Source organism: Streptomyces tritici, assembly GCF_048500665.1.
Lineage (GTDB): Bacteria > Actinomycetota > Actinomycetes > Streptomycetales > Streptomycetaceae > Streptomyces > Streptomyces tritici.
In genome coordinates this window covers 5,694,700-5,714,013 of sequence record NZ_CP183183.1, presented here as the reverse complement: position 1 = coordinate 5,714,013, position 19,314 = coordinate 5,694,700, and the positions used below count along the sequence as shown (strand labels likewise).

Genomic DNA, 19,314 nt, shown 5'->3' with positions numbered 1-19,314 from the left:
ACGCGGGGCGATCACCGTACCCGGCGGAAACCTGTGGTGGCTACACGTTTCGGCGGCTCACTCGTACGTGCCGTACGCGGGCCGGCCGGTCAGCTCGTACGTGAGCATGGCGACCCCGGAGCCCGTGGTCCGGGAGTCTGTGAGCCGGAAGGCGGTCGGGCGGGCGCCGTCGGCGAACAGCCGGATCCCCTCGCCGAGCACGACCGGGAAGTACAGCAGGTGCATTCTGTCGATCAGGTCGTGCCGCATCAGGGACTTGGCGAGTCCCGCGCTGCCGTGCATCTGGATCTCGCCGTCGGTGCGCTCCTTGAGCGCGGCGACCTCCTTGATCACGTCGCCCTGGATGACGCTGGCCCCGGACCAGTCCGCCTCGGTCAGCGTGGTGGAGGCGACGTACTTGGGCAGGGCGTTGAGCTTGGTGGAGATCGGGTCGCCCGGGGTCTCGTGGTCGGGCCAGTAGCCCGCGAAGATCTCGTAGGTGCGGCGGCCGAGCAGGAAGGCGGTGGGCCGCTCGAAGATCTCGGTGACGTACCCGATGAAGTCCTCGTCGCCGAACGGGACGCTCCATCCGCCCTGTTCGAAGCCGCTGCGGGTGTCCTCGTCCGGGCCGCCGGGGGCCTGGACGACGCCGTCGAGGGAGAGGAACTGGGTGAGGCTGAGGGTGGCCATCGCGCTGCCTTTCTCTTCCGGTCCATCGTGTCCCAGAAGGGTCGACTCCACCGCTCGGCGAAAGTCATCGGCAGCCCCGCGACGGCCGCCGGCCCACGATCATCGGCGTCCGATTCCCGCCAGCCCCGCCACCCGTTCCCGCGTTTCCTTGAACCCGCAACCGTTACTCATTCTTCTGCGGAGGTACGCGATGAACGGCAAGAAGGTCCTGGTCACGGGCGGCAGCCGGGGCATGGGCGCGGCGACGGCGCTGCGGCTCGCGCGGGAGGGCGCCGACGTCGCCTTCACGTACGTACGGGACAAGGAGGCGGCCCAGGACGTCGTCCGGGGCGTCGAGGCGGCGGGCCGCCGCGGGTACGCCCTGCGGGCGGACTCGGCCGACGCCGGGGACGCGGCCGGCGCGGTCGACTGGGCCGCGGACACGCTGGGCGGCCTCGACGTCCTGGTCAACAACGTGGGCGTCGGCGTGCTCGGCCCGCTGGAGACGCTGAGCCTGGCGGACGTGGACCGGGTGCTCGCGGTGAACGTCCGGGGCGTCTTCCTCGCCTCCCAGGCGGCGGCCGCGCGCATGGGCGAGGGGGGCCGGATCGTCACGATCGGCACCTGCATGACCCAGCGGGTGCCCGGCCCCGGCGGCACGCTGTACACGACGAGCAAGGCGGCGCTGGTCGGGCTGACGAAGGCGCTGGCGCGGGAGCTGGGCGGGCGCGGGATCACCGCGAACATCGTCCACCCCGGTCCGACCGACACCGACATGAACCCGGCGGACGGCCCGTACGCGGAGGGCCAGGCGGCCATGACCGCGCTCGGCCGCTTCGGGCGGGCCGAGGAGGTCGCGGCGATGGTGGCGTTCCTCGTGGGCGCGGACGCCGCGTACGTGACGGGCGCGGAGTTCGCGGTGGACGGCGGGCACGCGGCGTAGGGCGTACGAGAAGCGCCGGCGGCGCGGCGTACGAAGTGGCGCGAGGACGCACCGGTGCTGTCGGGCCGGTGCGTCCTCGCGTGCCGGGCGGGGTGTCGTCACCCGCCCAGTTCCTGGTGGCGGGCGGCCAGCCGCGCCGCGCCGTGCTCGGTCAGGGAGCCGAAGAGGCGGAGGCGGGAGATGCCGCCGTCGGGGTAGATGTCGATCCGGACCCGGGAGCCGACCGCGGGCGTGTCGAGTACGAAGCGGTGGTTGGTGTCGGGCTGGAGGCGGGTGCGGGGCAGGATCTCCGTCCAGTCCTCGGAGCCCTCGGCCGCCACCGACAGGGCCGCCCAGCCGGCGCTGTTGCCCTTGAGGTAGGCGGTGTCGATCTCGACCGCGCGGATCTCGGACTCGGCCGCCAGGGAGTAGCGGATCCAGTCGTTGCCCTTGTCGCGGCGGCGGCGGGTCTCCCAGCCGTCGTCCATCTTGCGGGAGCGGCCCGGCTGGATGGTGTTGGTGGCCGGCGAGTAGAAGCGGTCGGAGGCGTCCTCGACGCGGCCGCCGTTCTCCAGGGCCGCGAGGTCGAAGGTGCCGAGCACCGACAGCCAGCGCGGGTCCGGGGCGACCTCGCCGTACACGCGCAGCCGGGCGATGCCGCCGTCGGGGTGCTGGTTGACCCGCAGGTGGGTGAAGCGCTGCTCGACGTCGACGGCGAAGCCGTTGGCGGCGTGGCCGCCGATGGCGGTGCGCGGGACGAGGGTCGTCCACTTCACGTCGTCGGCGAGGAGGTCCTCGGGCGACGGGGAGCCGGGTACGGAGGTCGCCTCTACGGACACGGCCTGCGGGTAGTTGCCGCGGAAGTGGGCGGTGTCGACGACGATGCCGCGGACGACGCCGGGCGCGCCGAGGCGGACGAGGGCCCAGTCGTGGTCGTCCTCGGTGGGGTGCGGCTGGGCGGCGGAGACGCCGCGCCGGCGACGGGTCTCCCAGCCGTCCATGATCTTGCCCTTGTGGCCGAAGTGCTCGGGGTCGAACTCGGCCGGCTCGGGCTTGAGCATGTTCTCGCGCTCGGCGAAGAACTCGTCGTTGGCGGCGATCACGCCGGCGCCGAGGCGGCGGTCGGCGAGGTCGGCGTACTCGGTGAAGGGGAAGTCCGCGGTGCGGTAGTCCGCGTACGGGTCGCCGCCGCCGTAGGGGCTGGCGTCACCGGTGAACGAAGGTATGCCGGTCACGGTCAGTGGTTCCTTTCGAGGAGGCGGCCGGTGGGGTCGGTGAGGGTGCCGCGGTGGTGGATGCGGGCGCCGCGGAGCCAGGTGGAGGTGACGACGCCGTGGAGCGTCTTGCCGGCGTAGGCGGTGACGCGGTTGCGGTGCTGGAGTTCGGCCGGGTCGACGGTGAACGTCGCCTCGGGGTCCAGGACGGCGAAGTCGGCGTCCTTGCCCGGCTCGATCGCTCCCTTGGCCGTCAGCCCGGCGAGGCGGGCGGGGGCGGTGGACATCCAGCGGACGACGTCCTCGAGGGTGTGGCCGCGGCGGCGGGCCTCGGTCCAGATCGCGGGCAGGCCGAGCTGGAGAGAGGAGATCCCGCCCCACGCGGAGGCGAAGTCGGGGGTCTTCAGGTCGGCGGTGGAGGGCGAGTGGTCGGAGACGATGCAGTCGATCGTGCCGTCGGCCAGGCCCTGCCACAGCGCGTCCTGGTTCGACGCCTCGCGGATCGGGGGGCAGCACTTGAACTCGGTCGCGCCGTCCGGGATCTCCTCGGCCGTGAGGGTGAGGAAGTGCGGGCAGGACTCGACCGTGACCCGGACGCCTTCCGCCTTCGCCGCGGCGAGGAGCGGGAGGGCGTCGGAGGAGGACAGGTGCAGGACGTGGACGCGGGCGGACAGGCGGCGGGCCTGGTTGATCAGGTTCTCGATCGCGGTGTTCTCCGCGACCCGGGGCCGGGACGCCAGGAAGTCGCTGTACTTCTCCCCGCTGCGCTGGGGCGCGGCGGCCAGTTCGTGCGGGTCCTCGGCGTGCACGATCATCAGGCCGCCGAAGCCGGCGATCTCCGCCAGCGAGGCCGCCAGCTGCTCCTGGTCGAGCTGCGGGAACTCGTCCACGCCGGACGGGGACAGGAAGCACTTGAAGCCGAAGACGCCGGCGTCGTGCAGCGGGCGCAGGTCCTTGACGTTGTCGGGCAGCGCACCGCCCCAGAAGCCGACGTCGATGTGGGCCTTGCTGCGCGCCACGTCCTGCTTGATCCGCAGGTGCTCGACCGTCGTGGTCGGCGGCAGGGAGTTGAGCGGCATGTCGAGGAGGGTCGTGATGCCGCCGGAGGCGGCGGCGCGGGTGGCGGTCCAGAAGCCCTCCCACTCCGTGCGGCCCGGGTCGTTCACGTGCACGTGGGTGTCGACCAGGCCGGGCAGGACCACGTCGTCGCCGAAGTCCTCCAGCCGCGCGCCGGCCGGCACCTCGGCGTCGTAGGGCAGGACCGCCGCGATCGTCCCGCCGGACACGGCGACCGACGCCGCACGGGTTCCCTCGGGGGTGATGACGCGCGTCGAGCGCAGGACCAGGTTGACGTCCACCCGTACCCCTTCTCACGATTCTTGCGAAGCAGAAATTCAACGAACTGTTGAAGGAGTTTTCACTCCGGACGAGACGGCGTCAAGAGCTCCCCCTCCAGCATGGGGCCCACGCGGGCCCTCTTGGAGGTTTCCATGAAGTGGAAGACGGATTTCGTACAGTAGAACGTAACCGACACCGGGGCCGTGTGTCGGGGGGAACGGCCCGGTAGGCTGCTGCCTTGCCCGCCTGCCTCGAAAGGACCGTTGACGTGCCGACGTCCAGCGCCAGCACCACCGACGCCGCCAAGCCCGCCGCAGCGAGCGGCGGCGTCCAGTCCCTTGAGCGTGCCTTCGACCTCCTGGAGCGCATGGCCGACGCCGGGGGCGAGGTCGGCCTCAGCGAACTCTCCGCGAGCAGCGGGCTGCCGCTTCCCACCATCCACCGCCTGATGCGCACGCTGGTCGCCTGCGGGTACGTCCGCCAGCAGCCGAACCGCCGCTACGCGCTCGGCCCCCGGCTGATCCGGCTCGGCGAGTCCGCCTCCCGCCTGCTCGGCACCTGGGCCCGGCCGTACCTGGCCCGGCTCGTCGAGGAGACCGGCGAGACGGCGAACATGGCGCTGCTCGACGGCGACGAGGTCGTGTACGTGGCGCAGGTGCCGTCCAAGCACTCGATGCGCATGTTCACCGAGGTCGGCCGGCGCGTGCTGCCGCACTCCACCGGCGTGGGCAAGGCGCTCCTCGCGCACGCCCCCGCCGAGGACGTGCGCGCGCTGCTCGCCCGGACGGGGATGCCGGCCGCGACCGAGAAGACGATCACCACCCCGGAGGGCTTCCTCGACGCCCTGGCGGCGGTCCGCGAGGCGGGCTACGCGGTCGACGACAACGAGCAGGAGATAGGGGTCCGCTGCCTCGCGGTGCCGATCCCGAACTCCCCCACCGCGGCGGCCATCTCCATCTCGGGTCCGGCCGGCCGGGTGACGGTCGCGGCGACGGACAAGATCGTCCCGGTGCTCCAGGAGGTCGCGCAGGAGCTGTCGGCGGCCCTCGCGAACACCGCGGGCAACGGCGCCGCCTGAGGCGACGTACGGGCGGACACGGAAGCGCCGGCGGGGTGATCCCGGCCGGCGCTTTTTCGTACCGGTACCTCCGCCGGGCCGGCGGGCCCGGGGTCGGAGGCCGGGGTCCGAGGCCCGGGTCAGACCCTGGCGCGCTCCGACAGCCGGCCGTCCCGCACGGTGACGACCCGGTCGGTCCGGTCCAGGTGCGTGCGGTCGTGCGTGACCAGGACGGTCGCCGTGCCCCGCTCCTCGGTGAGGGTGGCGAGGAGGCCGACGACGGCGGCCCCGCGCTCGTGGTCGAGCGCGCTGGTGGGTTCGTCGACCAGGAGCAGGTCGGGCTCGTTCATCAGGGCCCGCGCGATGTTGATCCGCTGCCGCTGGCCGCCGGACAGCTGGTGCGGCCGGCGGTCCGCCTGCCCGGCGAGGCCGACCGCGTCGAGCAGCGCCAGGGCCCGGTCCCGTACCGCCTTCGGCTTCGCCCCGGACAGGTGCGCCATCACCTGCAGCTGCTCCACCGCCGTCAGGGAGGCGAGCAGGTTGGGCTGCTGGAAGACGATGCCGATGCGCTCGCGCCGCAGCGCCGCGCGGCCGGCCGCGTCCAGCGCCGCGGTGTCCGTGCCGGCCACCATCACCCGGCCGCGGTCCGGGGTCACCAGGGTGGCGGCGACCGCGAGCAGGCTGGACTTGCCCGAGCCGGACGGGCCCACCACCGCGGTGAGCACGCCGGCGGGCACCTCCAGGCTCACGGCGTCCAGGGCGGTGAGCCGCCCGTCGCCGTCGGGGTAGGTCAGGGTCACGTCATCGAGGAGAAGGCTCATCGGGCGCTCCCGAGCGCGGTCAGCGGGTCGACGGCGGTGATCCGCCGGATGGACAGGGCGGCGCCGAGCACGCCGAGGACGATCATCACGGCGGCCGGACCGAGGACGGTCAGGGGTTCGAGGACGAAGGGCACGTTCCCGCCGCTGATCAGCGCCCCGAAGGACACGGCGAGCAGCGTGCCGAGCAGGGTGCCGGCCGTCAGCATCAGCACCGCCTGGCCGAGCGCGTCCCTGAGCAGGTACGGGGTGGACGCCCCCAGCGCCTTCAGGACGGCCACGTCGCCGCTGCGCTGGATCGTCCACACCGTGAAGAAGGCTCCGATCACCAGCGCGGAGATGACGAAGAGGAAGCCGCGCATCAGCTGCAGCGAGCCGTTCTCCGCCTGGTAGGACCCTATGGCGGTGAGCGCCCCGTCGAGGGTCCGCGTCTCGGTGCCCGCGGCCTCGTCGCCGGCCGCCAGGTCCGCGCCCGCGGCGGTGCGCAGGGCGATGACGGTGGCCTGCGCCCCGTCGCCGGCCGGGCCGGGGCTCCCGAAGCGCTGCCAGTCGGCGAGCGTGGTCCACACGACGGGCGTGTGGCTGTACGAGGCGTCCCCGGCGACCGCCGCGACCGTCGCGTCCAGCGGCCCGAGGCGCACGGCGTCGCCTTCCGCGACCGCCAGCTCCTCGGCGGCCGAGGCGGAGAGCACGACCCGCCCGGGCGCGAGCCGCGCGCTCTCGGGGGCGAGCCGGGCGGAGGGCTCCGAGCCGAAGGCCGAGACGGCCGCGGTGCGGTCGCCGGCGGAGGCGTTGAGGGTGCGGATGCCGAGCGCGGCGGCGGTCACGCCGGGCCGCTCGGCCCACTGCCGCCACTGTCGCTCGCCGACCGTCGAGTTGGTGAAGGAGACCGACTGTCCGGACGGGGGCGCGGCGAAGGCCAGCCGGTCGGCGGGCAGGCCGGTGATCGCGGAGATGTTCTCCCGCGCGAGCCCGGCGGTCAGCCCCGACAGCAGTGCGACGAGCAGCGTGATCAGGACGACCACCGTGCCCATCAGTGTGAAGCGCCCCTTGGCGAATCTCAGGTCTCTCCATGCCACGAACATGGTCACCAGCCTGCTGCGCCGGGCGGCACGCGGGCATCGCGCCACGGATGGCTCCGCAATCAAACTTTCGGTTGAGTCCGGATTGTCGGCCCGCGCCTAGGCTGGTCGCATCATGGATCCCCGTTCGCTCACCCCTGCCCTGCGCGTGCTCCGCGTGTGTCTGCATCTGCTGGCGGCCGGTCTGCTGGCGCTGGCCGCGATCCGGTCGGAGAGCGGCGCCGGGGTGGCCGCGGCGGTGGTCACGGGCGCGGTGTACGCGGCGGGCTCGGCGCTCCCGGCCGTCCGGGGGTCGCAGCGGGGGGCCGCGCTGTGGCTGGCGGCGCTGTGCGCGTGCTGGCTGGTGCTGCTGTGGCTGACGCCGGAGGGGCTGTGGATGGCGTTCCCGCTGTACTTCCTCCAGCTGCATCTGCTGCCGGTGCGCTGGTCGCTGCCGGCGGTGACGCTGACGGCGGGCGCGGCGATCGGCTCGTACCTGGGGCACGGTTCGGCGCTGAACCCGGGGGTGTTCATCGGGCCGCTGCTGGGGGCGGCGGTGGCGGTGGCGACGGTGCTGGGCTACCAGACGCTGTACCGGGAGAGCGAGCGGCGGCGGCGGATGGTCGAGGAGCTGATCGCGACCCGCGCGGAGCTGGCGGCGGCCGAGCGGCACGCGGGCACGCTGGCGGAACGGGAGCGGCTGGCCCGGGAGATCCACGACACGCTGGCGCAGGGCCTCTCGTCGATCCAGCTGCTGCTGCGGGCGGCGGAGCGGACCCTGCCGGAGGGCGCCCCGGCGGCCGCGCACATCGAGCGGGCCCGGCGGGCCGCCCAGGACAACCTGGCGGAGGCGCGGCGGTTCGTCCGCGAGCTGTCGCCGCCGGACCTGCAGCACGGCTCGCTGGCGGGGGCCCTGGAGCGGTTGTGCGAGCCGGGGCGGGCCGGGCCGGGCGGGCCGCGCGTCCGGTTCTCGGTGAGCGGGACGCCCGCGGAGCTGCCGACGCCGTACGAGGTGGCGCTGCTGCGGATCGCGCAGTCGGCACTGGCGAACACGGTGCGGCACGCGGGCGCGTCGCGGGCCGAGATCACGCTGACGTTCATGGACGCCTCGGTGACGCTGGACGTGGTGGACGACGGCCGCGGCTTCGACCCGGCCTCCGTGGCGCCCTGCTCCGAGGGCGGGTTCGGGCTGCCGGCGATGCGGGCGCGGGCGGAGTCGCTGGGCGGGACGTTCACGGTGGAGTCGGGCCCGGGCCAGGGCACGGCGATCGCGGTGACGCTGCCGCTGAGGAGCACGGGAGGACGGTCGTGACGATCCGTCTGCTGCTGGCCGACGACCATCCGGTGGTACGGGCCGGGCTGCGCGCGGTCCTGGACACGGAACCGGACTTCGAGGTCGTCGCCGAGGCCGCCACGGCGGAGGCCGCGGTGGCGCGCGCCGCCGCCGGGGGCGTGGACGTGGTGCTGATGGACCTGCAGTTCGGCGCGGGGATGCACGGCTCGGAGGCGACCGCGGCGATCACCTCCCGGGCCGGCGGGCCGCGGGTCCTGGTCCTCACCACGTACGACACGGACGCGGACATCCTGGCGGCGGTGGAGGCCGGGGCGGCCGGCTACCTGCTGAAGGACGCTCCGCCGGAGGAACTGGCCGCGGCGGTCCGCACGGCGGCGGCCGGCCAGTCGGCACTGGCGCCGGCGGTGGCGCACCGGCTGATGGACCGGATGCGCACGCCGGCGGAGGCGCTGACCAAGCGGGAGCTGGAGGTGCTGCAGCTGGTGGGCGAGGGCCTGTCGAACCTGCAGATCAGCAAGGCGCTGTTCCTGAGCCAGGCGACGGTGAAGTCCCATCTGGTGCACATCTACGCCAAGCTGGGCGTGGACTCGCGCACGGCGGCGGTGGCCACGGCCCGGGAACGACGGCTGATCCGGCGATAGCGGTCCGGCGGCACCGGCTGATCCGGCGTCAGGCCGTTCGGGCGTCAGGCGCGGGGCGGTTCGCCGAAGAGTTCGACGGCGTCGCGGACGGCGGTCAGGGCGCCGGAGAGGGCGCTCACCGAGCCGACCGAACCGGCCACCAGCAGCAGCGAGCGGCGCAGCCGCCGTATCTCGGGCACACCGCCGACGGCCATGGCGTCCATCGCCGCGAGTTCGTCCTCGGCGATCCCGCGGTCGGCGAACTCGACCGGGTAACCGGCCAGTTCGCGCCGCAGTCGGGACACGGCCGCCCGCAGGGCGGGCACCCTCGGGTCCTGTCCGCCTCCGGTCACCTGCTGCTGCCCCATGCTCCGCAACAAAGCTCTCCCCCTCGCACGCCCTCGTGCACGCTGTGCAGTTCACACCGAACGGACCCTGCGAACGGTGGTCAGGCGCCGGGGGTCGTCGCCAGTTAACGCCATCGCGCACCCTCGGCGCCACTCCGGTGACCGAATTCGGCGGGCGATTTCCACGGGTTCATGCGGTATGCAGGTGCGGTGAACGCCACCGCACGCCACCCCGCTCCGGCCCGTCCCCGCATCGCGGGTCTGCTGCTCGCGGCCGGCGCGGGCCGGCGCCTCGGCGGCCGGCCGAAGGCCCTGCTGCCGCACCGCGGCCGCCCGCTGGTCGAGCACGCGGCGGCCGCGCTCCGGGAGGGCGGCTGCGCGGTGGTGCACGTGGTGCTGGGCGCGTCGGCCGAGCGCGTACGGGAGCGGGCGGCGCTCCCCGGCTGCGTCCTGGTGGAGAACCCGGAGTGGGCGCAGGGCATGGGCTCCTCGCTGCGGGCGGGCCTGGCGTCCCTGGACGGGGCCGCCCTGGACGCGGTGCTGGTGGGTCTGGTGGACCAGCCGGGCATCGGCGCGCGGGCGGTGGCCCGGGTCCGGTCGGCGTACCGCTCGCGCGCGGACCTGGCGGCGGCCTCGTACGGGGGGCGGCGGGGGCATCCGGTGCTGTTCGGCGCGGACCGCTGGGCGGCGGTCGCGGCGGGCGCCGTCGGGGACCAGGGGGCCCGGGCGTACCTGCGGGCGCACCGGGATGCGATCACCCTCGTGGACTGTTCGGATGTGGCCGAGCCGTACGACATCGACACGGAGGCGGATCTGGCGCACCTTGAGTGAGGGAGGTGGCACCCAGCGCCACGTTCTGTCGACCCAAAGAATCTCGATATCAACAAACGATTGAACTTCCACAATAAGGAAACTAGTATCCACTGTTCAGAAGCGCCCGATCGCCCGTGACGGCGCTCCCGGCCGTATCTCGGCGCCTGTGGCACCGCGTGCCATATGACGACGCCCGGCGGCCGAAAGGCACCGCCCGTGAAGTCCGCTGAAGGAAGTGACAGTTCATGTCCGCACCAGCGCCGTCCCCCCTGGCAGTCGTCGAAGCGGCTCCCCTGCCCCGGCAGGAGGAGGTGCTGACCGACGCCGCCCTCGCCTTCGTGGCGGAGCTGCACCGGCGCTTCACGCCGCGCCGGGACGAGCTCCTCGCCCGCCGGGCGGAGCGCCGCGCCGAGATCGCCCGCACCTCGACGCTCGGTTTCCTGCCGGAGACGGCCGGGATCCGCGCCGACGACTCCTGGAAGGTCGCTCCCGCCCCGGCGGCGCTGAACGACCGCCGGGTCGAGATCACCGGTCCGACCGACCGCAAGATGACCATCAACGCGCTGAACTCCGGCGCGAAGGTGTGGCTCGCCGACTTCGAGGACGCCTCCGCCCCCACCTGGGAGAACGTGGTCCTCGGCCAGCTCAACCTGATCGACGCGTACACCCGGAACATCGACTTCACCGACCCGCGGTCGGGCAAGTCGTACGCCCTGAAGCCGGCCGAGGAGCTCGCCACCGTCGTGATGCGGCCGCGCGGCTGGCACCTCGAGGAGCGCCACCTGACCTTCGAGGGCCGCCCGGTCCCCGGCGCCCTGGTCGACTTCGGCCTGTACTTCTTCCACAACGCCCAGCGCCTGATCGACCTGGGCAAGGGCCCGTACTTCTACCTCCCGAAGACGGAGTCGCACCTGGAGGCCCGCCTCTGGAACGACATCTTCGTCTTCGCGCAGGACTACGTCGGCATCCCGCAGGGCACCGTCCGCGCCACCGTCCTGATCGAGACGATCACGGCCGCGTACGAGATGGAGGAGATCCTCTACGAGCTGCGCGACCACGCGGCGGGGCTGAACGCGGGCCGCTGGGACTACCTCTTCTCCATCGTCAAGAACTTCCGTGACGGCGGGGCGAAGTTCGTGCTGCCGGACCGCAACGCGGTCACGATGACGGCCCCGTTCATGCGGGCGTACACCGAACTCCTCGTCCGCACCTGCCACAAGCGCGGCGCGCACGCGATCGGCGGCATGGCGGCCTTCATCCCGTCCCGCAAGGACGCCGAGGTCAACAAGGTCGCGTTCGAGAAGGTCAAGGCCGACAAGGACCGCGAGGCCGGCGACGGCTTCGACGGCTCCTGGGTCGCCCACCCCGACCTGGTCCCGATCGCCATGGCCTCCTTCGACGCCGTGCTCGGCGACCGGCCGAACCAGAAGGACCGGCTGCGCGAGGACGTCCACGTCGAGGGCCCGGAGCTCATCGACATCGCCTCGCTCGACGCCCGGCCGACGTACGAGGGCCTGCGCAACGCGGTCCAGGTGGGCATCCGCTACATCGAGGCGTGGCTCCGCGGCCTCGGCGCGGTCGCGATCTTCAACCTGATGGAGGACGCGGCCACGGCGGAGATCTCCCGCTCGCAGATCTGGCAGTGGATCAACGCGGGCGTCGAGTTCGAGAACGGCGAGAAGGCGACCCCCGAGCTGGCGCGCGCCGTCGCCGCCGAGGAGCTCGCCGCGATCCGCGCCGAGATCGGCGAGGAGGCCTTCGCGTCCGGCAAGTGGCAGCAGGCCCACGACCTGCTCCTGCACGTCTCCCTGGACGCCGACTACGCCGACTTCCTCACCCTCCCCGCCTACGACCAGCTGGTCGGCTGACCCGCACAGCCAGCCGACCAGTTCCCGCCCCCGGTGTCGCACAGCACCGGGGGCGGTTCTCGTTCGCCCGGGCGGATCTTTCGCATCCGCCCATCCGGGCCCACCCGCCCGATTTCCGGACCTACTTACCGGTCACCTCCGTGACGAAAGCGAAACCTGACGCTACCTAGCGGTAACAAGCCACGACATGCGAGATTCCGCCATGCCACCGGCCGGCGGCTGTCCCCCACGTCACTGCGCACCGCAGGAGCACAGCCATGCCCTACCCCCGTCATCGCGTCGCCCGCGGCCTGCTGGCCCTCTCGCTCGCCACGTGCGGCCTGTTCACGGCAGGGGTCTCCCCCTCCGCCGCGAGCCCCGGCTCGGGCCCCACGGCCGTCGTCGCCATGGGCGACAGCTACATCTCCGGCGAGGCCGGGCGCTGGAAGGGCAACAGTCTGACGACGACCGGCGGCCGCGACGGCACGGACCGGGCCTGGACCGGAACCGCATACGATCCGAGCCGCGTGTACGGCACGACGGCGGCCAACGGCTGTCACCGCTCCGACTCCTCCGAGGTGCGCAGCGCGGGCGCGATCGCCGACGCCGTGATCAACCTGGCCTGCTCGGGCGCCACCACGCAGAACGTCTTCCGCGCCTCGAACGGCGGCGTCGCGTACAAGGGCGAGGCCCCGCAGGCGGACCAGCTGGCGACGATCGCCCGCTCCCACGACGTCCGGACGATCGTGCTCTCGGTGGGCGGCAACGACCTGGGCTTCGCGGACATCATCCGCAACTGCGCGACGGACTACATCGTCTGGTACTCGTACTGCCACGACGACCAGCAGGTCGCGGTCGACGCGAAGATCGACGGCGTGATGGCGAACGTCGGCAAGTCGGTGGACGAGATCCGCGCGGTGATGAGCGCGGCCGGCTACGCCTCCTCGCAGTACCGCGTGATCCTCCAGTCGTACCCGTCCCCGATCCCCCGGGGCGCCGACAACCGCTACTCCGAGAGCGGCTGGACCCGCACCAACACGGGCGGCTGCCCCTTCTGGAACAAGGACTCGGACTGGGCCCGCGACTCGCTGGTCCCGCAGATCGCCAACCGTCTGAAGGCCGTCGCCGCGGCGAAGGGCGCGCAGTTCCTGGACCTGCGCGACATGCTCCAGGGCCGGGAGGTCTGCGCGAAGTCCTCGAAGCTGGTCAGCTCCACGGTCCCCGCCTCGGGCACGACGAGCGAGTGGGCCCGCTGGATCGACCAGAACGAGACGCAGGGTCCGATCCAGGAGAACGTTCACCCCAACTACTACGGCCAGCAAGCCCTGGGCCGCTGCCTCTCCCTCATCCACGCCCAGCCGACGGGCAACTACAGCTGCCGGAACACGGCGGGCGCGGGGACGTCGGGGATGTACCTGACGGGGCTGTAGCGGCGCGGCGCGAGGGAAGGGGGAGGACTCCTCAGCCAGAGGAGTCCTCCCCCTCGTCCAGCAATCGGAGGAGGCCGCGGCCGGCGGGGCCGACAGCGGTGACCGCGGAGGTCAGCCCGGACCGGGCCTCGGCGGTCCTGCCGCGTGCGCGCAGCCATGCGGCGAGGACGCGCTGCGCCACGGGCGCGGGCCAGCGGACGGCCGCTCCGGCCACGGTACGGGCATCCCAGCCGAGGACCTCGTCGGTGTCCGGGGCGGTCACCCAGCCGGCGCGCAGCAGGTAGCGGACCACCTCGACGCCCCGCGGGGTGAGGCAGCAGGCGTCCCCGGAGCGGAAGACCATGCCGGTGCCCGCCAGCCGGTCGATCGTCCCGGCGAGCGCCCGGGCCGCCGGCTCGAGCTCGGCCCGTTCCTCGTCCGTGACGTGGTCGACGCCGGTGAGCCGGGCGAGTTCCGCCGCGGACGGCACGACGTACGGGTGGCCGGTGTCCGGGGGGACGTCGACGGGGGCCTCCTCCAGGCGCAGGTCGATCGTCCAGCCCTCGTAGTCGGCCGCCGTGCGGGCCACCGACTCGGGGAGGCAGCCCCGCTCGTACATCACGTACAGCAGGTGGTCGGCGTCGGCGTCGTACAGCCCGCCCGTCTCCGCCTTCATCTCCTCCACCGCCGTGGCGAGCAGATCCGCGCCGGCCTCCACCTCCTCGGGCGGGAGGGTCATCGGCACCGGCGGCGGGGGCAGCGGGACGCTCGAGTCCCCGTAGTAGTCGAGGTGGTGGTCGAGCATCATGTCGGCGAGCACGAGGTGCGGGAACGCGTCGGGGCCGGGCGCGAGGTGCGCGTGAGGGCCCTCGAAGGCCTCGGCGAGGCCCGCCGCGGTCCACCGGTCCACGAGCCGCGCGGCCAGGTGCTCCACCCCGTGCGCGACGTTCTCCGCGTCCAGCAGCGGACCCGCGCCGGGGGGCGCCTCGGCGTCCCGGAGGTACGCGGCGGTCAGCGCCTCGGCGAGCATGGTGTTCGCCAGGCGGCTGCGGTTCATCAGGTCGGCCCGGTGCAGCCCGGCCGGGGGCCGCGGCGCGCCGCCGAGGGCCGCGAGCCAGGCGCGTACGGCGTCGGGGTCGCCGGGGTCGACGCCGTCCGCCCGCAGCAGCGAGGCGTACCAGCGCGGCCAGGTGAGGTTGCCGGGGTCCCGCATGGCCCGCTCGAAGTCGGGCACCGCCTCCTCGACCGCGGCCACGATCCGCGCCTGCCGCTTCGCGTTCAGCCGCCGGGCCTCCCGCACGCGCTGCGTGAGCGCGACCAGCACGGCGGGGTAGACGGCCAGCTCCTCGGGATCCGCGCACACGTACCGGGGCAGGTCCTCGACCAGCACCCGCCGGGCGAGTTCCGGGGTCGGCTCGGGCAGCCCGCTCCTGCGCTCGGCCCCGCGCAGGGCCAGCAGCCCGAGTACGGCGTCGGCGGCGCGGTCGAAGGAAGGATCACGGAGGCCGGGCGTCCCTTCGAGGAACACGTCGAGCCCGCTGTGGAGAAACACGGTGCCGGTCACTCTTCGCAGGGTAGATCCGCCCGCCGCCGCCCGCGTGTTTCCGGACGTCGATCACCCGCAGTGGTGACGTCGACGTGAGGTCCCCGCGCCTCACGTGGCGGGCAGGGTCACCGTGCGAGGGGCGGAGAAGGCGCCCCAGGTGCCGTCGGGGAGTCTGGCGCGGAGGGTGACGGTGTAGCGGGTGCCGGGCGGGTCCTGGGTGGTGAAGGTGTAGGTGGCCCGGCCGGGGGGCGGGGCGGCGCCCCAGACGATGGTGGTCGTGAGGCGGCCGTCGAGGTGGAGCTGGTGTTCCGTGACCGGCGGTCCGCCCGTGCGGGGCGGGGTCCAGGTGAGGGTGACGGAGCCCGGGCGGGCCGTCGCCGTCAGGTTCGTGGGGGCCGTCGAGGTGGGGATCGCGCCGCCGGGGGTGGTGACGTCGAGTGCGGGGCTGTCGGGGGAGCTGTTCTCCGCCGCGTCGCGGGCCCGGACGGTGAAGGTGTAGATGGTGCCGGGGCGCAGGGCGGTGAGCGTCGCGCTGGTCGCCGTGCCCGGGACCGTGTGGATGCGGGTGCCGGCCTGGTGGATGTCGTAGGCGGTGACCGCGTCGTCGTCCTTCGCCGCGCGCCAGGTGAGGGTGGCGGTGCGCGGGCCGGTGGCCCGGCCGGTGAGGGCGGTGGGGCGGGTCGGGGGCGTGCGGTCCGCGGGCCTGGCGGGGAGGGTGGTGACGGGGACGCTCGTACTGTGCGGGGAGCGGTTGCCGGCGGCGTCGCGGGCCAGGACGGTGAAGGCGTAGTCGGCGTCGGGGGCGAGGCCCTCCACGTCGGTCATGAGCGTGGTCGCCGGGACCTCCTTGACCTTGCGGCCCCGTTGGTGGACCTCGTACGCGGCGATGCCCCGGTCGTCGGCGGAGGCGCGCCACATCACGTGCACGCTGGTCGCGCTGCCCGACTGGGCGGTGACGCCACGGGGGGCGGTGGGGGCGCGGGTGTCGGGGGCGGGGGCGGACGAGCAGGACGCGAGGGCGAGCACGGCGGCGGTCAACAGACTTGCCGTGAGCGGGCGTTGCACCGGAGGGCCTCCGTCCGTCGAGTTGGTCCAGACCTATATCGCACAGGGGGAGGAGATGCGGCAAGGGGGCGGGCCGCCGACGGAGGCGGATCACCGCGCCCCGGGGAGGCGTGGCAGGATCGCGGGCATGTCCCCCAGCGTTCCCCGCCTCCGGATCGGCTCGACCGAGATCATCGCGCTCGCCGACGGCGAGGGACCGTTCTTCTCCCCGCGCGCCGAGGCGTTCCCCGACGCGACGGCCGACCAGTGGGCGGCGGCCGACCGTCACGACCCGGGCTCGGTCGACGCCGAGGGCCGCTGGCGGCTCCAGTTCCGCGCGTACGCGATCCGGAGCGACAAGGGCCTCACCGTCGTGGACGCCGGGATCGGCCCGGCGGACGGCCCGGCGCGCGCGTGGGCGCCCGTGCCCGGCGTGCTGCCCGAGTCGCTGGCCGCGGCGGGCATCGACCCGGCCGAGGTCGACACGGTGGTGCTCACGCATCTGCACACCGACCACGTGGGCTGGGCGGTCGTGAGCGAGGCGGCCGTCCCGTCGGCGGACGGCGACGCCTCTGCGGGCGGCCTCCGCCCCTACTTCCCGAACGCCGCATACCTGCTCCAGCGGGCCGAGTTCGAGGCCCTCGACACACTGAACCCCCAGCTGCGCGAGACCCTCACCGATCCGCTCGCGGCCGCCGGCCGGCTCCGCCTCCTCGACGGAGACACGCCGCTGCGCACCGGGCGCGTGGTCGCCACGCCCGGCCACACCCCCGGACACCAGAGCGTGCTGGTCGCCGACGGGCGTGAACTGGCGCTCGTCACCGGCGATCTCCTCGTGCACGCACTCCAGCTGCTGCACCCCGGGCTGGCCTACGCGCACGAGGCGGACCCCGAGACGGCCAGGCGGTCGCGGGAGCGGATGCTCGCGCGCGAGGCCGCCACCACGCTGCACCTGGCGACCCCGCACCTGACGGAGCCCTTCCTCCAGGCGTGATCCCGGCCGTTCGGCGCTGAGCGGGCCGGTCCCGACGGCGTCCGGCTCGGCGGGGGCGTTGTCAGTGGGGTGCGGTTCACTGGGTTCGTCACTCTCCGTGATCGAATGTGGGGGATTCATGACGGACCGTACGACGTACACGACGCTGACCGGGCTGCGCAGGCGCGGGTGGACGGACACCATGGTGCGGAGCCTGCTGGGCGAGCCGGACGTGCAGGGGCGCAGCCCGCGGCGCTGGTCGCTCGCGCCCGTGCGGCTGTATCTGCTGGCGCGGGTGGAAGCCGTGGAGCGGACGGAGGAGTTCGCGCTCTGCGCCCGGGCTCCCGGGGGCAGTCGGTCCGCCGCGGCGGCCGCGGGTGCGCAGGCGCGGCGGCAGGCCGTCCTCGCCGCGATCGGCGCGGAGCCCATCGCCGTACCGCGGCTTCCAGGGCCCGAGCTCGCGCGGCGGGCCGTGCGCCACCGGAGGCTGCTGGGGGCGGCCGGCGGTCCTGCCGAGATCACTCCGGCCGCGCTGGTCCGCTGGCAGGTCAACTACCTGCGGCACGCCCTGAAGCGCTACGAGGCGCTGCTCGACGGGCTGTTCGGCGACGTCGGCCTCGCGGAGGCGGGTCGGCTGCTCGACCGGCGGCTGTACGAGGCGATCGCCGACGCCTACCCAGGGCTGGCGGAGGAGTGCCGGCGGCGTGTGGCGGCCGGGGAGGAGCGGGGAGGGCGCGGGTCGTGACGCCCGTCCCGTACGACGCCGGTCCCCGCCGCACGGGTGCGACGGGGACCGGCTCGGAGGGCGGAGACCGCGGGAACGGAGGGACCTCACGGTCAGTGGACGTGGGCCGCCTTCGCCGCCGCGGTGCCGGAGATCTCCTCGCCCGGCTCCATGGGCGCGGTGACCTGGTCGTCGTCCCGGTGCCTGCCGATGTGGTTGAAGATCAGGTTGAGCAGCACCGCCGCGACACAGCCGGTGGAGATGCCCGAGTCCAGGATGATCTTCGCGGTCTCCGGGAACGCGTGGTAGAACTCCGGCTCCGTGATCGGGATGATGCCGACCGCCAGCGAGACGGCCACGATCAGGACGTTGTTGTCCTTCTCCAGGCCGGCCTTCACCAGCGTCTGGATGCCGCTGGCGGCGACCGAGCCGAACAGGACGACGCCCGCGCCGCCGAGCACCGGCCGCGGCACGACCGAGATCAGCGAGGCCGCGACGGGCGACAGGCCCATCAGGACCAGGAACCCGCCGCCGCAGGCGACCACGAACCGGCTGCGGATCTTCGTCATCGCGACCAGACCGATGTTCTGCGCGAAGGCGCTGCACATGAAGCCGTTGAACAGCGGGCTGATCGCGGAGCCGAGGGTGTCCGCGCGCAGACCGGCGGCGATGGTCTTCTCATCGGCGCGCCGGTCGACGATCTCACCGAGGGCGAGCATGTCCGCGGTGGACTCGGTCATCGACACGAGCATCACGACGCACATGGAGATGATCGCGGCGAGCGCGAACTGCGGGGCGCCGAAGTGGAACGGGGTCGGGAAGCCGACGATGTCCGCCTCGGTGACCGGGCTGAAGTCGGTGACGCCGAACGGGATGGCGATCAGGGTGCCGATCACGAGGCCGACCAGCACGGCGATCTGCTTCAGGAAGCCCGTGGTGAAGCGGCGCAGGACCAGGACGACGACGAGGGTGATCGCGGCGAGCGTCAGATAGGTGGTCGAACCGTAGTCCTCGGCCCTGGGGTTGGGCCCCTGGGCCCAGCCGAAGGCGACGGGCAGCAGCGAGACGCCGATGAGCGTGATCACCGTGCCGGTCACGACCGGCGGGAAGAAGCGGACCAGTTTCGAGAAGTAGGGGGCGGCTATGAAGCCGAGCAGTCCGGCGACGATGATCGCGCCGAAGATGATCGGAAGGGCGTCGGCCTTGTCGTCGGCGGTGTCGACGATGGCCAGCATCGGCGCGACGCCGGCGAAGGTGACGCCGTTGACGAACGGCAGCCGCGCGCCGATCTTCCAGACGCCGAGCGTCTGCAGGAAGGTGGCGAGTCCGGCGGTGAAGAGGCTGGCGCCGGTGAGGAACGTCAGCTCCGTTCCGGACAGGCCCACGGCGGCGCCGACGATGAGCGGCGGGGCCACCACGCCCGCGTACATCGCGGCCACGTGCTGGAGGCCGCTGGTGAGCATCTTCAAAGGGGGCAGGGTCTCGTCGACCGGATGCTTGCTCCGGTCGACGGGTTCGGCGCTGTCTGCATTGCGAACCTGGGGCTCAGCGGCCACGGCGGTTCCTCCGGTCGATTACACGTCGGCGCGACGCAGGTTTCAGGGAGGGGGGTGCTGGTGGTGCGGTGGTGCGCCTCACT

The 19,314-nt window shown here is 73.4% G+C and carries 18 protein-coding genes; 9 read left to right on the top strand and 9 right to left on the bottom strand.

Annotated features, from left to right (window positions below; translation table 11 throughout):
* Nucleotides 1-57: 57 nt before the first annotated feature.
* Nucleotides 58-669, bottom strand: a complete 612-nt coding sequence (locus ACNJ93_RS26185) for a dihydrofolate reductase family protein (protein WP_418959900.1) — start codon at nt 667-669, stop codon at nt 58-60.
* Between the two features lie 190 nt (nt 670-859).
* Between ACNJ93_RS26185 and ACNJ93_RS26180 the strand changes: the two genes are divergently transcribed.
* The gene (locus ACNJ93_RS26180; RefSeq protein WP_418959899.1) at nt 860-1,591 is read left to right on the top strand and encodes an SDR family oxidoreductase; all 732 of its coding nucleotides are present in this window, start codon (nt 860-862) and stop codon (nt 1,589-1,591) included.
* Nucleotides 1,592-1,689: 98 nt separating this feature from the next.
* Here the strand turns inward: ACNJ93_RS26180 and alc are convergent, their stop codons facing one another.
* Both alc and allB read right to left on the bottom strand, forming a co-directional pair.
* Nucleotides 1,690-2,811, bottom strand: coding sequence for an allantoicase (gene alc, locus ACNJ93_RS26175; RefSeq protein WP_418961528.1), 1,122 nt, complete (start codon nt 2,809-2,811; stop codon nt 1,690-1,692).
* Nucleotides 2,808-4,142 (bottom strand): allantoinase AllB, encoded by a 1,335-nt coding sequence (allB, locus tag ACNJ93_RS26170; protein WP_418959898.1) that lies wholly within the window; start codon nt 4,140-4,142, stop codon nt 2,808-2,810. Before allB ends, alc begins: the two co-directional genes overlap by 4 nt.
* Nucleotides 4,143-4,390: 248 nt before the next feature.
* Between allB and ACNJ93_RS26165 the strand changes: the two genes are divergently transcribed.
* Complete coding sequence (locus ACNJ93_RS26165; protein WP_418959897.1) at nt 4,391-5,200, top strand: IclR family transcriptional regulator; 810 nt, start codon at nt 4,391-4,393, stop codon at nt 5,198-5,200.
* Between the two features lie 119 nt (nt 5,201-5,319).
* On the opposite strand, the gene ACNJ93_RS26160 is transcribed toward ACNJ93_RS26165, so the two are convergent.
* Together ACNJ93_RS26160 and ACNJ93_RS26155 are read right to left on the bottom strand one after the other, a co-directional pair.
* A complete protein-coding gene (locus tag ACNJ93_RS26160; RefSeq protein ID WP_418959896.1) occupies nt 5,320-6,000 on the bottom strand; it encodes an ABC transporter ATP-binding protein in 681 nt (226 codons plus the stop codon).
* Nucleotides 5,997-7,082: an ABC transporter permease gene (locus tag ACNJ93_RS26155; RefSeq protein WP_418959895.1), complete on the bottom strand. Its 1,086-nt coding sequence runs from the start codon at nt 7,080-7,082 to the stop codon at nt 5,997-5,999. The genes ACNJ93_RS26160 and ACNJ93_RS26155 overlap by 4 nt, the downstream gene beginning before the upstream one ends.
* A gap of 112 nt (nt 7,083-7,194) precedes the next feature.
* On the opposite strand from ACNJ93_RS26155, the gene ACNJ93_RS26150 reads away from it, so the two are divergent.
* Both ACNJ93_RS26150 and ACNJ93_RS26145 read left to right on the top strand, forming a co-directional pair.
* Nucleotides 7,195-8,370: a sensor histidine kinase gene (locus ACNJ93_RS26150; RefSeq protein ID WP_418959894.1), complete on the top strand. Its 1,176-nt coding sequence runs from the start codon at nt 7,195-7,197 to the stop codon at nt 8,368-8,370.
* Complete coding sequence (locus tag ACNJ93_RS26145) at nt 8,367-8,993, top strand: response regulator (protein ID WP_418959893.1); 627 nt, start codon at nt 8,367-8,369, stop codon at nt 8,991-8,993. Before ACNJ93_RS26150 ends, ACNJ93_RS26145 begins: the two co-directional genes overlap by 4 nt.
* A 44-nt stretch (nt 8,994-9,037) precedes the next feature.
* On the opposite strand, the gene ACNJ93_RS26140 is transcribed toward ACNJ93_RS26145, so the two are convergent.
* Nucleotides 9,038-9,340, bottom strand: coding sequence for a DUF5955 family protein (locus tag ACNJ93_RS26140; RefSeq protein WP_418959892.1), 303 nt, complete (start codon nt 9,338-9,340; stop codon nt 9,038-9,040).
* Nucleotides 9,341-9,511: 171 nt separating this feature from the next.
* Here ACNJ93_RS26140 and ACNJ93_RS26135 point away from each other — a divergent pair, with 171 nt between their 5' ends.
* From ACNJ93_RS26135 to ACNJ93_RS26125, 3 genes are all read left to right on the top strand, one after another.
* On the top strand, nt 9,512-10,150 hold the full coding sequence (locus ACNJ93_RS26135; protein ID WP_418959891.1) for a nucleotidyltransferase family protein: 639 nt from the start codon (nt 9,512-9,514) through the stop codon (nt 10,148-10,150).
* Between the two features lie 227 nt (nt 10,151-10,377).
* A complete protein-coding gene (gene aceB, locus ACNJ93_RS26130; protein ID WP_418959890.1) occupies nt 10,378-12,000 on the top strand; it encodes a malate synthase A in 1,623 nt (540 codons plus the stop codon).
* 257 nt (nt 12,001-12,257) lie between these two features.
* Nucleotides 12,258-13,409, top strand: a complete 1,152-nt coding sequence (locus ACNJ93_RS26125; protein WP_418959889.1) for a GDSL-type esterase/lipase family protein — start codon at nt 12,258-12,260, stop codon at nt 13,407-13,409.
* Nucleotides 13,410-13,440: 31 nt separating this feature from the next.
* Here ACNJ93_RS26125 and ACNJ93_RS26120 read toward each other — a convergent pair whose 3' ends face one another.
* Both ACNJ93_RS26120 and ACNJ93_RS26115 read right to left on the bottom strand, forming a co-directional pair.
* Nucleotides 13,441-14,952: a hypothetical protein gene (locus ACNJ93_RS26120; protein WP_418959888.1), complete on the bottom strand. Its 1,512-nt coding sequence runs from the start codon at nt 14,950-14,952 to the stop codon at nt 13,441-13,443.
* A 90-nt stretch (nt 14,953-15,042) separates the two neighbouring features.
* The gene (locus tag ACNJ93_RS26115; RefSeq protein ID WP_418959887.1) at nt 15,043-15,999 is read right to left on the bottom strand and encodes a fibronectin type III domain-containing protein; all 957 of its coding nucleotides are present in this window, start codon (nt 15,997-15,999) and stop codon (nt 15,043-15,045) included.
* Nucleotides 16,000-16,126: 127 nt separating this feature from the next.
* Between ACNJ93_RS26115 and ACNJ93_RS26110 the strand changes: the two genes are divergently transcribed.
* Together ACNJ93_RS26110 and ACNJ93_RS26105 are read left to right on the top strand one after the other, a co-directional pair.
* On the top strand, nt 16,127-16,972 hold the full coding sequence (locus ACNJ93_RS26110; RefSeq protein ID WP_418959886.1) for an MBL fold metallo-hydrolase: 846 nt from the start codon (nt 16,127-16,129) through the stop codon (nt 16,970-16,972).
* 118 nt (nt 16,973-17,090) lie between these two features.
* Nucleotides 17,091-17,696 (top strand): hypothetical protein, encoded by a 606-nt coding sequence (locus ACNJ93_RS26105; RefSeq protein WP_418959885.1) that lies wholly within the window; start codon nt 17,091-17,093, stop codon nt 17,694-17,696.
* A gap of 92 nt (nt 17,697-17,788) precedes the next feature.
* On the opposite strand, the gene ACNJ93_RS26100 is transcribed toward ACNJ93_RS26105, so the two are convergent.
* Nucleotides 17,789-19,138 carry a nucleobase:cation symporter-2 family protein gene (locus ACNJ93_RS26100; protein ID WP_418961527.1) on the bottom strand — a complete coding sequence of 450 codons (1,350 nt, stop codon included), beginning with the start codon at nt 19,136-19,138 and terminating at the stop codon, nt 17,789-17,791.
* Nucleotides 19,139-19,314 lie beyond the last annotated feature (176 nt).